At 73.1% G+C, this 13,415-nt stretch carries 13 protein-coding genes; 4 read left to right on the top strand and 9 right to left on the bottom strand.

Annotated elements, in window-relative coordinates; translation table 11 throughout:
- The first annotated feature begins 75 nt into the window (after window positions 1-75).
- The gene (locus tag NYF13_RS20990; RefSeq protein ID WP_315659017.1) at window positions 76-852 is read left to right on the top strand and encodes an enoyl-CoA hydratase; all 777 of its coding nucleotides are present in this window, start codon (window positions 76-78) and stop codon (window positions 850-852) included.
- A gap of 15 nt (window positions 853-867) precedes the next feature.
- Here NYF13_RS20990 and NYF13_RS20985 read toward each other — a convergent pair whose 3' ends face one another.
- The 6 genes from NYF13_RS20985 to NYF13_RS20960 form a co-directional block, all read right to left on the bottom strand.
- Entirely contained in the window at window positions 868-1,608 is a 741-nt protein-coding gene (locus NYF13_RS20985) for a siderophore-interacting protein (protein ID WP_315659016.1), read from the bottom strand.
- Window positions 1,609-1,676: 68 nt separating this feature from the next.
- The gene (locus NYF13_RS20980) at window positions 1,677-3,464 is read right to left on the bottom strand and encodes an HtaA domain-containing protein (protein ID WP_315659015.1); all 1,788 of its coding nucleotides are present in this window, start codon (window positions 3,462-3,464) and stop codon (window positions 1,677-1,679) included.
- The gene (locus NYF13_RS20975; protein ID WP_315659013.1) at window positions 3,461-4,375 is read right to left on the bottom strand and encodes a hypothetical protein; all 915 of its coding nucleotides are present in this window, start codon (window positions 4,373-4,375) and stop codon (window positions 3,461-3,463) included. The genes NYF13_RS20980 and NYF13_RS20975 overlap by 4 nt, the downstream gene beginning before the upstream one ends.
- The gene (locus NYF13_RS20970) at window positions 4,375-5,442 is read right to left on the bottom strand and encodes a heme ABC transporter ATP-binding protein (RefSeq protein ID WP_315659012.1); all 1,068 of its coding nucleotides are present in this window, start codon (window positions 5,440-5,442) and stop codon (window positions 4,375-4,377) included. Before NYF13_RS20970 ends, NYF13_RS20975 begins: the two co-directional genes overlap by 1 nt.
- Window positions 5,439-6,473, bottom strand: a complete 1,035-nt coding sequence (locus NYF13_RS20965; RefSeq protein WP_315659010.1) for an iron ABC transporter permease — start codon at window positions 6,471-6,473, stop codon at window positions 5,439-5,441. The genes NYF13_RS20970 and NYF13_RS20965 overlap by 4 nt, the downstream gene beginning before the upstream one ends.
- Window positions 6,470-7,555: an ABC transporter substrate-binding protein gene (locus NYF13_RS20960; protein WP_315659008.1), complete on the bottom strand. Its 1,086-nt coding sequence runs from the start codon at window positions 7,553-7,555 to the stop codon at window positions 6,470-6,472. Before NYF13_RS20960 ends, NYF13_RS20965 begins: the two co-directional genes overlap by 4 nt.
- 83 nt (window positions 7,556-7,638) lie before the next feature.
- Here NYF13_RS20960 and NYF13_RS20955 point away from each other — a divergent pair, with 83 nt between their 5' ends.
- Both NYF13_RS20955 and NYF13_RS20950 read left to right on the top strand, forming a co-directional pair.
- Window positions 7,639-8,151, top strand: coding sequence for a hypothetical protein (locus NYF13_RS20955; protein ID WP_315659007.1), 513 nt, complete (start codon window positions 7,639-7,641; stop codon window positions 8,149-8,151).
- Between the two features lie 152 nt (window positions 8,152-8,303).
- Window positions 8,304-9,290 (top strand): ABC transporter substrate-binding protein, encoded by a 987-nt coding sequence (locus NYF13_RS20950; protein ID WP_315659006.1) that lies wholly within the window; start codon window positions 8,304-8,306, stop codon window positions 9,288-9,290.
- 256 nt (window positions 9,291-9,546) lie between these two features.
- Here NYF13_RS20950 and NYF13_RS20945 read toward each other — a convergent pair whose 3' ends face one another.
- On the bottom strand, window positions 9,547-10,020 hold the full coding sequence (locus tag NYF13_RS20945; RefSeq protein WP_315659005.1) for an Lrp/AsnC family transcriptional regulator: 474 nt from the start codon (window positions 10,018-10,020) through the stop codon (window positions 9,547-9,549).
- A 179-nt stretch (window positions 10,021-10,199) separates the two neighbouring features.
- Here NYF13_RS20945 and NYF13_RS20940 point away from each other — a divergent pair, with 179 nt between their 5' ends.
- Window positions 10,200-11,129, top strand: coding sequence for a PLP-dependent lyase/thiolase (locus NYF13_RS20940; RefSeq protein WP_315660380.1), 930 nt, complete (start codon window positions 10,200-10,202; stop codon window positions 11,127-11,129).
- Window positions 11,130-11,188: 59 nt separating this feature from the next.
- Here the strand turns inward: NYF13_RS20940 and NYF13_RS20935 are convergent, their stop codons facing one another.
- Complete coding sequence (locus NYF13_RS20935; RefSeq protein ID WP_315659003.1) at window positions 11,189-12,529, bottom strand: MFS transporter; 1,341 nt, start codon at window positions 12,527-12,529, stop codon at window positions 11,189-11,191.
- Window positions 12,495-13,319, bottom strand: coding sequence for a MurR/RpiR family transcriptional regulator (locus NYF13_RS20930; RefSeq protein WP_315659002.1), 825 nt, complete (start codon window positions 13,317-13,319; stop codon window positions 12,495-12,497). The genes NYF13_RS20935 and NYF13_RS20930 overlap by 35 nt, the downstream gene beginning before the upstream one ends.
- Window positions 13,320-13,415 lie beyond the last annotated feature (96 nt).

Here is a 13,415-nt window from a genome sequence, read left to right as displayed (position 1 = left end):
GGGCGGTCACCGTCGCGGGATCGGCGGCCTCGATATAGTCGGACGTCCTAGTGTTCGGTCGAAGGGTTGTCCCAGATGAGCTACGAGACCATCACCGTCGAGCGCCCGGAGCCGCGCGTCGCGCTGATCACGCTCAACCGGCCCAAGGCGCTCAACGCGCTCAACCTCCAGGTCATGGGCGAGGTCACGAGCGCGGCGGGCGAGCTGGACCGGGACCCGGAGATCGGCGCGATCGTGCTCACCGGCTCGGAGCGGGCGTTCGCGGCCGGCGCCGACATCAAGGAGATGGCCCCGCGGTCGTTCGCCGAGGTCTACGCGGCCGACTGGTTCGCGGGCTGGGACGCGCTCACCCGCCTCCGCAAGCCCCTGGTCGCCGCGGTCGCCGGGTACGCGCTGGGCGGCGGCTGCGAGCTGGCGATGATGTGCGACCTGCTCATCGCGGCCGACACGGCGAAGTTCGGCCAGCCCGAGATCACCCTGGGCGTCATCCCGGGCATGGGCGGCTCCCAGCGGCTGACCCGCGCGGTCGGCAAGGCCAAGGCGATGGACCTGTGCCTGACCGGACGCACGATGGGCGCCGAGGAGGCCGAACGCTCCGGGCTGGTCTCGCGGATCGTGCCGGCGGCCGATCTGCTGACCGAGGCGGTGGCCGTCGCCGCGAAGATCGCCGGCATGTCCGCGCCCGCGACGATGATGGCCAAGGAGGCGGTCAACCGCGCGTTCGAGACCGGGCTGTCCGACGGGCTGCTGTTCGAGCGCCGGGTCTTCCACTCGACGTTCGCCACGCACGACCAGAAGGAGGGAATGGCCGCCTTCACCGGGAAGCGCCCGCCCGAGTTCCGCCACGCCTGAGCCGCCTGGGCCGGCTCAGCCCGCCGCCCGGCCCGCGATCCAGTACGACTGGGTGAAGCGGTGCGCCCGGTCCAGCCCGAGGTGCTCGCGCAGCACTGGGCGCAGCGCCTTGACCAGTGACCGCTCCCCGGCCGCCCACGCGTAGCGGCCGGGGCCGGGGCTCTCGGCGGCGATGACGGCGGCGGCGAGCGCGGCCCCCGGCCCGCCTTCGGGCGGGACCCAGGTGAACTCGGTGCCGGCGCGCGAGCCCAGCGGCAGCGCGTGGTGGTCTTCGTGGCCGTCCTCCAGGTACACGCGGACGGTGAGCTCGTCCGGCACCTGCGCCAGCCAGCCGGTGATCGCGGGCAGGGCGGTGGCGTCGCCGGCCAGGAGCAGGGTGGTGGTGCCGGCGGGCACCGAGATCTTCGCCGGGGTGAGCGCGGCCTCCGGCCGTTCGCCGGGTTCCGCGCGGCGGGCCCAGTCACCGGCCGGGCCCGCGGTGTCGTGGAGGACGAATTCGAGCGCGAAGGTGCCTTCGGCGGGCCGGACGTCGACGAAGGTGTAGCCCCGCTGGCTCACCCCGCCTTCGCCGCGCGCCGGGTTCGGCACCCACAGGCGCAGCCACAGCGTGGGGACCACCTCCAGCGCGCGCACGAACTCCGGCGAGCTGAACACGATCCGCCGGTACCACGGCGTGAAGTCCTCGACCGACACCACTTCGACCGGGTGGTTGCGCACCCCCATGAGGCGCAGCACGCCGCGTTGCCAGTTGGCCATCTTCGGTTTCCTCCTGCCGAGCGGGCGCCTGGTGCCCCCGGCGGTCGCGGGGGGCACCAGGCGCGGGGTCACGAAGCCCTGCGGCCGCGGCGGGCGGACAGCACCAGCGCGCCGCCGGCCAGCAGCAGGGCCGCTCCCCACCACAGCGGGCCGAGGGCGGTGCCGGTGTTGGCCAGCTCGCCGGGCCGGAACGCGACGTCGGGGACCAGGTCGGCGGCCCCGCCGGGGCCGGTGCCGGTGCCTGCGGGACCGTTCCCGCCCGCGGCGGGCAGCCGCGCGCAGTCCGCGGCCAGCGTCACCGAGGGTTCGTCCAGGACCTCACCACCCTGGTAGAACTCGGCGAACACGTCGGTCCGGTTGAGCACGGCGCCGATCCCGGAGACGGTGAGCAGCCCGGTGCCGGTCTCGCGGTGGGCGGCCGACAGGTCGAGGGTCGCCAGTGCCGCACCGGGCCGGCTGACCGGCAGGGACGGCGCGCCCGCGGTGGTGGCCAGCTCGGCGTCCGCGTACAGCGTGCCTTTCCCTTGAGCCACCTGGATTTTCGGGTTGGCCAGGGAGAGGGTGAAGAAGTGCGCCGGGTAGGCGAAGGTGACCTTGCCGGCGAACTGCGCGGTGAACTCGGTCGCCGAGGTGTACTGCCCCGACTTCAGCGTGAACCGGTAGGCACCGGACGGGACGGCCGAGTTCGCCACCGCGTCGGCCGTGGTGATCTCCGCGCCGTCGGAGGCGGTGATCCGGTTGCCGCGGCCGGCGCTGACGTACTGGCGGAAGCTCTTCTTGAAGCCCCACACCAGATCCCCTTGCGCGAGCGCTCCGGGCGGCAGCACGCAGGACTGCGGCGGGGTGCTCGTGGACGGCGTCCCGGCCTGTCCGGGGAAGACGAGCTGCCCGGTGTCGAGCGGATCACCGGCCCGGTGGAAGCCCGCGAACGCCGCGGCGCCCGAGCCGGTCAGCGTGGCCGAGGCGAGGTCGGCGACCACGGTGTCCCCCTGCTGCCGCGGTGCCCCGGCGAACTTCAGCTCCGCGAACACCACCGGCGCGGCTTCGCGGACCTGCTCCGGCGCGTCCTGCGTGCCGTGGAGGGAGTAGTTGACGGTGCCGCTGAGCGTGCCGGTGCCGTCGCCGCGGAAGGTGACCTCCGGCTCGGCGAAGCCGAAGTCCCAGATCTGATGCGATCGGAGCGCGAACGCGACCCGGCCGCCGAAGGAGACGGTGCCCTTCCCGCTCGCCGGGTCGTAACCGGACTTCACGAACGGCCAGGTGTAGGACCCGGGCTCGGCGGCGAGCACGCCGTTCGAGGGGGTGGTGGTCCCGGCGGACCGGCTGAGGTAGCCGCGCCAGGACTGGTCCAGGCCCCAGCGCAGGCCGGGCGTGCCGGGGGCGGGGGCGGCACCGCCGGTGAAGCTCAGCGGGGTCACGCTGTCCCAGGTCAGGTCCGGGGTGTCCCAGCCGAAGACGTGGACGTCGAACGGCTGGGCCTTCGCGTTGTAGGTGGTCTTGCCGCTGGTGTACTCGGCTTTGACCGTGACCTGCAGGGTCCAGCTCCCGTCCGCGCCCAGGGGCAGCTGGGTGCCGACCGGGGTCCTGGTGATCAGCTTCGCCACCTGGAACCCGGTGCCGAGCCGGTCGCGCACGTCGGCCTTGGGCGGGCCGATGCGCACACCGTAACCCTTGCCGCCGTTGGCATCCGGGTCGAAGCCGGTGCCCTTGACGGTGATCGACGTGCCCGCCGGGTCGAGACCGGTGGCCGGGGCGACGGTCACCTTCGGGCCTTCGGCGGCCACCGCGGGGGCGGTGGACAGCCCGCCGAGCAGGGCGGCGGCGAGCAGGACGCCCGCCCATCTGCGTACGGTCACGGGATATCGTTGCCTTCCTGATCGGCTCCGGGCCGGCGGCGGCGCCGCAGCAGGAGCGGGGTGAGGACCGCGGCCAGCACGACCACGGCCCCGATGCCGGCGTAGATCCACCAGGTGCGGTCCGAGGACCCGGCCGCGGCCGGTCGCACGGCGGGCGGTGTGGTGTCCACAGTGGACGAGACCGGCGCGGCCGACGGGCTCGGCGGCGCACTGGAGGCGGGCGGCGGCGCGGTACTGCTGCTCGGCGGCGTCGGCGTGGGCGCGCTGCTCGTGACGGGTTTCCGGGCTTGCGGCGCCGCGAAGGAAACGGGGGTGAACGTCTCGTTGTTCGCGTTCGCCACCCCGTGCGCGCCGACCGTGATCAGCCCGCAGCGGGTCTCGAGGCAGTCGACGTCCACGACGTGGCCGTCGCGGTCGGTCGCCTTGAACCGCGCCCCGGGCACGACGAGCCGAGTGCTCCACGAGCCGTCGGCGGTCATCTCACCGCCGTTGGCCGAGGCCGCGGTCTCCCCGCCGGGGAAGGAGATGAACCGCTGGAAGCCGCGGTTGTCCTTGGCCTCCTCGTCCGGCACGTACCGGTAGGTGGCGCCCGACGCCCCGCCCTGGCTGGGCGGCCACGCGCCACCGGCCACCCAGCCGAACAGCAGGTAGACGCCACCGAACCCCCGGGGCACGGACTGGAACCCGGAACCGCGGACCTCGAGCACGGTCGCGTAGTCGGGATCGGCCGTGGCGGGCGTGACCCGGACCGCGGCGGCCGGGGGCGCAGCAGCCGGGACCGCAGCAGCCGGGACCGCGGCGGGCTGGACCGCAGCCGCCGGAGCCGCGACGGCCACCGCGGCGAGGGGGCCACCGGCGAGCAGCGCCGCCAGGGACACGGCCGCCAGCGCGGTGAAGGGGGGTTTGCGCATCAGCTCTCCTCGGCTGGTTGACGGGATTCGGAAGGTGGGACCGGCCGGTCCGGCCGGTGGACCGGGTCCGGCTGGGCGGACTGGTGGGGCCGGGCTGGTTGGTGAGGCTGGGCTGGCTGGTGGGGTTGGGCTGGCTGGTAGGGCTGGGTCGGTTGGTGGGACTGAATCGGTTGCCCAGGCTGGGCTGGCCGGTGGACCCCGACGGCCCGGTGCGGCATCCCCGGCGGATGGGCTGCCGGGGGTGCCGCACCGGACGGCCGGTAGGGCAGGACCACCGGACGACCGGTGCGCGGGTGGGGGAAGACCTCCACCGGGTGGCGGTAGACCTCGCTCAGCCGGTCTTCGGTCAGCACCTGCGCGGGCGGGCCGAGGGCGGCCAGCCGTCCGGCGGAGAGCAGGGCCACGCGGTCGGCGTGGGCGGCGGCCAGGCCGAGGTCGTGCAGGACCACCAGTACGGCGTCGCCGGCGGCTGCGCGGGTGGTGGCGATCGCGAGCACCTGTTCGGTGTGGCGGAGGTCCAGGGCGGCGGTCGGCTCGTCGAGCAGCAGCACGCCGGTGTCCTGGGCCAGCACCCGCGAAAGGGCCGCTCGCGCCTGCTCGCCGCCGGAGAGCGTGGTGAACCGGCGGCCGGCGAACCCGGTCAGGTCGGTGGCGGCCAGCGCGCGGGCGACGGCCTGGTCGTCGCCCGCCTCGGCCGGCGTGCCCGCCCACGGCGTGCGGCCCATCCGCACGACTTCCGCCACGGTGAAGGGAAAAGTCACCGCGTGCTGCTGCGGCAGCACCGAACGGCGGCGAGCCAGGTCCATTGTGGACCACGAGTCCACGGCGGCACCCTGCACGCGCACCGTGCCCCGGTCCGGGGTCAGGTCGCCGGACAGCAGGGCCAGCGCGGTGGACTTGCCCGCGCCGTTCGGGCCGGCCAGGGCCAGCACCTCGCCCGCCCACAGATCCAGGGAAACGTCCTGCAGCAAGGATTTCCCGTCCACCGCATAGGAGACCCCGGACAGCTCGGCGGCTGTCGCGCCCGGTTCGGGGCGCTCGGGCAGCGCGGCGGTGCGGCGGCTCATGCCCACCCGCCCGCCCGGCGCCGCGTGCGCAGCAGCAGCCAGAAGAAGAACGGGCCGCCCACCAGCGCGGTGAGGATGCCCAGGGGCAGGTCGGCGTAGTCGAACAGGGTGCGCGCGGCCAGGTCCGCCCCGCTCAGCAGCAGCGCGCCCGCCAGCAGCGAAGCCGGGATCAGCACCCGGTGCCCGGGGCCGGTCAGCATCCGGACCGCGTGCGGCACGATCAGCCCGACGAACCCGATGACGCCCGAGTACGAAACCGCCGCCGACACCATCAGCGCCACGGCCACGATCGCGGTCAGCCGCAGGGCTTCGACGTTCACGCCGAGGTGCCGCGCGGGCCGTTCCCCGAGGGCGAGCAGGTCGAGCCGCCGCGAAAGCGTGGTGGCCACGGCGGTGCCGGCGACCGCGAACGGCAGCAGCGTCACCACGTACGGCCAGCGCGCCGAGGACAGCGAACCGAGCTGCCAGAACACGATCTGCTCCCGCGCGGCCTGGTCCCCGGCGAACAGGGTGAACGAGATGACCGCGCTCGCCACCGCGTTCACCGCCACTCCGGTGAGGATCAGCGTGACCACTTCGGACCGTCCGCGGGAACGAGCCAGGGCGTAGACGCCGAGCGTGGTCACCAGCCCGCCGGTGAAACCGAGCGCGGGCGTGGTGAACGCGCCGAGGAAGGTCGCCCCGGACACGATGGACACGCTCGCCCCGACCGCGGCGCCCGAGGACACGCCGACCACCGCGGGCTCGGCCAGCGGGTTGCCGAACACCCCCTGCATCACCGCGCCGGACACCCCGAGCACCGCGCCGACCAGCAGCGCGAGCACCACCCGCGGGAACCGGACCTGCCACAGCGTGCCTTCGGCGAACGGGTCGGCCAGGCCCGGTCCGAGGCCGGCGCGGTGGGCGAGCGAGGCGGCGACATCGCCCAGCGGCACCGCGAACTGGCCGGAGCCCGCGGAGACCAGGGAAACCGCCACGGTGGCGGCGGCGAGCACCACGAACAGCGTTGTGACCCGGACCTTCCGGCTCATCCGGCGGCACCGGGGGAGTAGAGGGTGCGGGCGAGGGCGTCCAGTACGTCGGCGGTGTGCGGGCCGAAGCTCAGGATCTGCGCGTCGTCCATGTCCACGAACCGGTGGTGCAGCCCGGCCGGGGTCTGCGCGACTCCGGGCACGCGCAACGCGCCGCCGACCCCGCCGACGCTCTGGAGGCCCTTGGTCATCACCAGGATCACGTCGGGCCCGGCCTTCACCAGCGCCTCGGGGTTGACCGGCCGCATGCCCTCCACCCCGGCCTCGGTGGCCACGTCCCGGCCGCCGAGCGCGTCGATCAGCGAATCGGCCCCCGAGCCGCCGCCGAACAGGTAGTAGACGCCGGCCTGCCCGCGCAGGTAGAGGAAGACGATCCGCAGCCGGCGCGCCGGGTCGGCCGGGACGAGCTTCGCGATCTCGGCCTTTTTCGCGGTGATCTCGCCGTTCAGCCGGTTCGCGAGCTGGTCCCCGGCGGCCGGGGCGCCGAGCGCGTCCGCGACTTCGCGCACGAGGCGGCCGACGGTGTCGATCGTCCTCTTCGGATCCAGCACGACCACCGGCACGTGCGCGTCGCGTAGCTGCAACACCGCGTCCCACGGGCCGATCGTCGTGTCGGTCAGCACCACCGTCGGGCGCAGCGCGAGGATCGCCTCCGCGTTGAGCTGGTGCCCGTTGTGCGTGACCAGCGGGAGGTTCCGCGCGGACGGGAACGCGGTCGAAACGTCGCGGCCCACCACCCGGCCGCCGAGGCCGAGGCCGAACACCGTCGCCGCCAGCGTGCCGGCCAGGTCGAAGGCGAGGATCCGGCTGGTGTCGGTGACCGTGACGCGGGTGCCCTGGTGGTCGGTGACCGTGACCGGCAGGTGCTGGACCGGTGCCGGCGGCGCGACGATGTCCGGCTGCCCGAGCGCGGCCGTGGCCGGTCCGGTGAACGACCTCGGGTCCGGCGGCGGTCGCAGGTCCGTGAGCGGTGGGCGCGGTCCGGCGGCCGGTCCGGCCGGGCTCGCGGCCGGCGCCGCGCATCCGGACAGCAGCACCGACGTGAGCAGGACCGCAGCGGGCAGCAACCCCCTTGACAACATTAGGCAAGCCTAACCATATTGCTAATGCGTAGGTAAGCCTTACCTAATGCTGTTACTTCGTTGTGATGGAAGGACTTCCTGACATGTCGAAGAGATCCGTGCTGCTGCGTGCTGCCCTGGTTACCGCGGTCGCGGCAACGGCGGCGGGACTGGCCGTCTCGCCCGCGTCCGCTGCCTCCGGCAACGCCACGCACAACGGTCTGACCCTCTCGGCCTCCAACGCCACCGGCCTCGCCGCCGCGGGTGAGACGATCACCGTCACCGGCAGCGCTTACGACGCGGCGAAGGGCTACTACGTCGCGCTGTGCGCGGTGCCCGCGGACTACAGCTACGGCGCCAAGCCGGGCCCGTGCGCCGGGGGCGACGGGCAGGGCGGTACCGGGGTCGGGCCGTCGGCCTGGGTGAGCAACTCGCCCGGCGCCACCTCACCGATCGCCGCGAACGGCTCGTTCACCACCAAGATCCGCATCGCCCGGGCGAACAGCGGGCTCGACTGCGGTGACGAGGCCGTCACCTGCGCGATCGTCACGCGCCGGGACCACGTGGCGGCGAACGACCGCACCGCCGACGTGTTCATCCCGGTCAGCTTCGGCTGATTCCTCGCTCTCGCAATCCGGCCGGGCCTCCTTGCTCGCGGTCGTCGCGGGTAAGGGGGGCCCGGCCGGGCTGGGATGGGCCGAGGCCGGTCGGTGATTGGTTAGGCTAAGTTAACTTCGGCGTTCGCCGATCCACCCGGAGGAGGGTCCCCATGAGCCTGTCCCGTCGCGGTCTTCTGCTCGGCTCCGCCGGAGCGGCGCTGGTGCTGGCGGGCTGCGGCTCCGGGACGCGCGACTCCGCGGTCCCCGCCGAGGCGGCCGGGTTCCCGGTCACCCTGCCCGGACGGCTCGGCCCGACGACGCTGAAGGCGCCGCCGAAGCGGGTCGTCGCCTGCGGCTACCTGCGCGACACCGATCTCGCCCTCGCCCTCGGCGCGGGCCCGGTGCTGTCGGTGCGCAACCCCGTCTTCGCCAAGGGCCTGGCGTCCTGGGCGAAACCCGGCGCGGGGGTCGAAGACGTCTTCGCCCAGACCGGGCTTCCGTTGGAGAAGATCGCCGCCGCGCGGCCGGACCTGATCCTGGCCGCCGACGACTACGACCTCACCGGCGACTACCCGAAGCTGACCGAGATCGCGCCGACGCTGGGGTACCTCAACGGCCCCGGCAAGGACGGCTGGCAGGAAATGGCGCAGCGCACCGGCGACGCGCTCGGCCGGCGCCCGCGGGCCGACGAGCTGGTCCGGCAGGTCGCGGCGAAAATCGCGGCGGCCCAGGCGGGGCACCCGGAGTTCGCCGGGAAGACCTTCACCTTCGGGCCGGCGTCCTCGGGCGGGATCTACACGATCAGCAGCGAGGCCGACGCCGGGGCGAGGTTCTTTTCGCAGCTTGGGCTCGAGCTTTCGCCGAAGGTGCGGAACCTGCCGGCCTCGGCCACCCCCGGCCGTTCGCAGATCTCCCCCGAGCGGCTCGACCTGCTCGACGCCGACGTGCTGATCCTCAGCTTCAGCAGTGCGAAGGGCCGCGCGGACCTCGAGGCCAACCCGCTCTTCCAGGCCCTGCCCGCGGTCAAACGCGGTTCGTACGTGGGGCTGGATCAGGGCACCGCGATCGCGATGGCCTTCCCGTCGGTGCTGAGCATCCCGTTCGCGCTCGACGCGGTGGTGCCCGAGCTGGCCGCGGCGGTCGAGCGCGGGGCCTGATCGCCGGTGGGCGAAGCCTGGGCGGGATCCGCCGCCAGGGTCGCCGCGGCGGCGGGTGAGCTCACCGTCTTCGCCCGAGGGCATGCGCTGGGGTCGGCATCGGCGGGTGCCTGTTCCGGTGACCCGGCCTCGACGGCCCGTCAGCGCGGGCCCAATCCGACCTGGTCGCGCTGGGCGAAGAGGTTGCCGGCTTCAGGCGGGAGCGGCGAGAAACCGTTACCTCTGCTGGCGGCACCGGGCCTCGGCCGCCTCGCCGCTACGGCTTGGGCAGCGGGACGGCCAGGCTGGTCTTGATGGGGTCGAGCACCGGCAGGGTGTCGTAGCGGCGCACGTTCCGGTCGTCCATGAACAGCCGGTCCGACAGCGTGCGGCATTCGGCGAGGTTTCCGGTGACCAGCACGACGAGGTAGTCCCATGGACCGGCCAGGTCGTAGCACTGCTGGACCTGGGGCTCGGCCAGCATGCGCGCGCGGAACCCGGCGTGGTGCTCCGCGGACTCGCGGTCGAGCGTCACCAGGACGACGGCGAGGGTGGCGGGGCCGAGGGCGGCCGGGTCGAGCACGGCGACCTCGCGGGCGATGACGCCGGCCGCGCGGTAGCCGCGGATTCGCCGGTGGACCGCGCTGGGTGACAGGCCGACCTGGTCGCCGAACTCGCGCAGCGTGCGTCCGGAGTCCTCCTGCATGAGCCGCAGCAGGTGGTGATCGAGGGAATCCGGCCGAAAGGTCATGCAACAATTTTGCGCAGCAGCGGTAAAACTTTCAATCGCGGTCACTGCCCGTCACTCTACTGTCGGCTTGGCCGGCGGTCGTCGTCAACGCGGCTCGCGGAACGTCCAGCGTTCCCACCGTGGTCATGGGGACTCCGGCCCGAAGATCCATCGACCCGGAAGGCCCGCACATGCACGGTATGGACCTCGACCTCACCCGGATCGCGGAAGCCCCGAGCCTGATCGATCCGGTGTTCCTCACCACGCCGCAGTTCGTCGACGAGCAGCTCTGTGCCGCGCTCGGCAGGCGGGTGCTGGTCAAGATCGAAACCCTGAACCCGTTACGCAGCTTCAAGGGCCGGGGGGCCGACCTGCTGGCCCGCGAGTTCGAGCCGGGCACCCGCCTGGTGTGCGGGTCGACCGGGAACTTCGGCCAGGCCATCGGCTACGCGGCGGCCAGGCACGGGCTGAGCGCGGAGGTGTTCGTTCCCGCGGGCATCAGTCCGGTGAAGCTGACCAGGATGGCCTCCTACGGCGTGCGCGTGCACGAGGCCGGCGACGGCCGGGCCAAGGAAGCCGCTCGTGAGTACGCCGCCGCGCATGAGGGCAGCGTCTTCGTCGAGGACGGCCGGCACCCGCGCATCTCGGAGGGCGCGGGCACCATCGGGGTGGAGCTTCTCGCCGCCGGCGAGATCGACACGGTCGTGCTGCCGGTCGGTGACGGCGCTCTGATCACCGGCGTCGCCCGGTGGATCAAGGAGCACGCCCCGCGCACCCGCATCGTCGGGGTGTGCGCGAAGGGCGCGGTGAGCATGATCAACAGCTGGCGAGCCGGCCGAGTGATGCCGACCGGACGTGCGGACACCTTCGCGGAGGGCATCGCGGTCAGTTCACCGGTCCCGGAATCGGTGAACCGCATGCGCCCGCTGGTCGACGACATGGTGGTCGTGGACGACGCGGCCATGCTCGCAGCGATGCGCACCGCGCTGGCCACCCTCGGCGTGCTGCCGGAACCCGCGGGCGCGGCCGGGCTCGCCGCCATCGCCGTGCACGACCTGCCGGGCGAGGTGCTGGCCACCGTCGTCACCGGGGCGAACACGACACCGGCCGCGATGGCCGCGGCCTCGTAGGCGGGGAGGTCGCCGGGGTCGATCCGACCTACCGCGGCTGTTTCCGCCGCCCGACCCGCTCAGTCCAGTGCGGAGTTCTTCGTCTCCGGCGCCCACTTCACCGACACCACCAGCCCGATTCCCAGTACCACGGTGAGGATCAGCATGGTGGGGGAGAAGCCGATCCCGTCCAGGCTGAGCGGCAGCAGGAACGTGCCGATGGCCGAGCCGATCCGGCTCAGGCCGTTGAGCAGGCCGACGCCGGAGCTGCGCAGGTCGGTCGGGAACAGCTCCGGCGGGTAGACCTGGTCGAGGTTCACCGCCGCCGACATGGTGAAGGTGAAGACCAGGAACAGCGGGAACAGCAGCGCGGTCGGGGCGTCCGGCCAGACCGCCATCGGTGCCATGGACGCGATCAGCACCACGAACGACCAGATGGTCAGCCCGCGCCGGCTCGACTTGGCCACCAGCCACAGTCCGCCGAGGCTGCCCGCGAGCAGGAACAGGTTCAGCAGCCCGTCGCTGGTGGTGTCCTCCTCGCCGATGCCGATCTTCAGCAGCACCAGCGGCAGGAAGGTGTAGATGGCGAAGTACGGCACCACCTGCGCGTTGTAGAAGATCGCGCCGAACGCGGTGGCGCGGCGGTACTTCGGGCCGAACAGCTCCCGGTAGGACACCCGCCGCACCGCGCGGTGACCACGGACCAGCGATTCGAACGCGCCGGTGTCGCCGCCGAGGCGGCGCACCACGGCCCGCGCCTGCTCGACCCGGCCCTGGGTGAGCAGCCACCGCGGCGACTCCGGCACGCCGATGCGCAGCAGCACCACGGCGATCGCGGGCACGCTGCTCGAGGCCAGCAGCCAGCGCCACGAGTCGCCGCCGAAGGAGATCAGGTAGTTGCCGAAGAAGAACGCCGCCACGTAGCCCACGGTCCACAGCACGGTGAGCGAGGCCAGCAGCCCGCCCCGGTACCGGCGCGGCACGAACTCGGCCACCAGGGTGGGGCCGAGCGCGTAGTCCGCGCCGATCCCGATGCCGATCAGCAGCCTCAGCACGAACAGCTCCGCCGGGCTGTGCACGAAGAACTCCGCGGCCGAGGCCAGGGCGATCAGCAGGAAGTCCACTGTGTACAGCCGCTGCCGGCCGACCTTGTCGGCGGCCCAGCCCACCACGATGCTGCCGAGGAAGATCCCGATCAGCGCGGACGCGCCGAGCAGCCCCTCCCACACCGGGCCGAAGCCGAGCTGGGCCGCGATCACCGGCAGGGCGATGCTGATGATGCCCAGCTCGTAGCCGTCGGAGTAGTTCGCGCAGAAGGTCAGGGCCGTGATGCGGAGGTGGAAGCGGTTGAGCGGGACGTCGTCGAACGCCGTCGCCTCGTCCCCCTCACTCGGGGAGGAAGAGGTCTTGCTCTGCGGCATAGTCTTCGAAACCTTCCAGTCGTTGCCGGGCCAGGGCGCCGGCCGCGTCGGCCATCGCCTCGACCAGCGCCACGGTGAGGGAGACGACCGCGGCGTGGGAGTCGAACACGAACTCGGAGGCGACCGCCGCGCTCAGCACGTCGTCGGCCCGCGGGGTGAGGGCCGAGACGGGCCGGTCCGTGATCAACAGGGTGTGCAGGCCCAGCGCGCGGGCCTGTTCGAGAGCGGCGGCGCTCTCCCGCGGGTACCGGGGGAGCGCGACCACGACCAGGGTCCGCGCGCCACACCGGTCGGCGTGGCGCAGGGAGTCGCCGAAGACGCTGCCGGAGTCGGTGAGCAGCCGGACGTCCGGGTGGATCTTGGTGGCCAGGTAGGCGAAGGACGCGGCCAGCGCGGCCGAGACCCGGTAGCCCGCCACGACCAGCGGGCGGGATTCCATCAGGGCGGCGGCGATCCCGCGCAGCCGGGTGTCGTCGGCCAGCTGCGCCCGCAGCGCGGTGAGGTTGCGCAAGTCGGCGTCGATGGCGTCCTGGAACTTGGTGCCGCCCGCCGCGGGCCCGGGCGCGGCCGAGGCGTCGCGGAGGTAGCGGCGGAACCCGGCGTAGCCGTCGAACCCGAGCAGCGCGACGAACCGGGTCACCGACGGCTGGCTGACCTGGGCGTATTCCGCCAGCTCGCCGCTGGTGAGCGCGGCGGCGTCGGCCGCGTGGTCGGCCAGGTAGCTGGCGATGCGCCGCTGCGCCGGGGTCAGCCGGTGGGCGGTGAGCAGTTCGTGCAGCGACCGGGACACCCCGACCTCCGTCCTGGACCTCGTGCCTTGCCATCGAGGAGAATGAATAGTTTCATGTCACAATAAGAATGAATGAAAACTTGTCAAGAGGGATGG

The sequence above is a fragment of the Amycolatopsis sp. PS_44_ISF1 genome (assembly GCF_032335455.1).
Taxonomy (GTDB): Bacteria; Actinomycetota; Actinomycetes; order Mycobacteriales; family Pseudonocardiaceae; genus Amycolatopsis.
The sequence above is the reverse complement of the archived record's forward strand: the minus strand, read 5'-3'. Positions and strand labels throughout refer to the sequence as shown.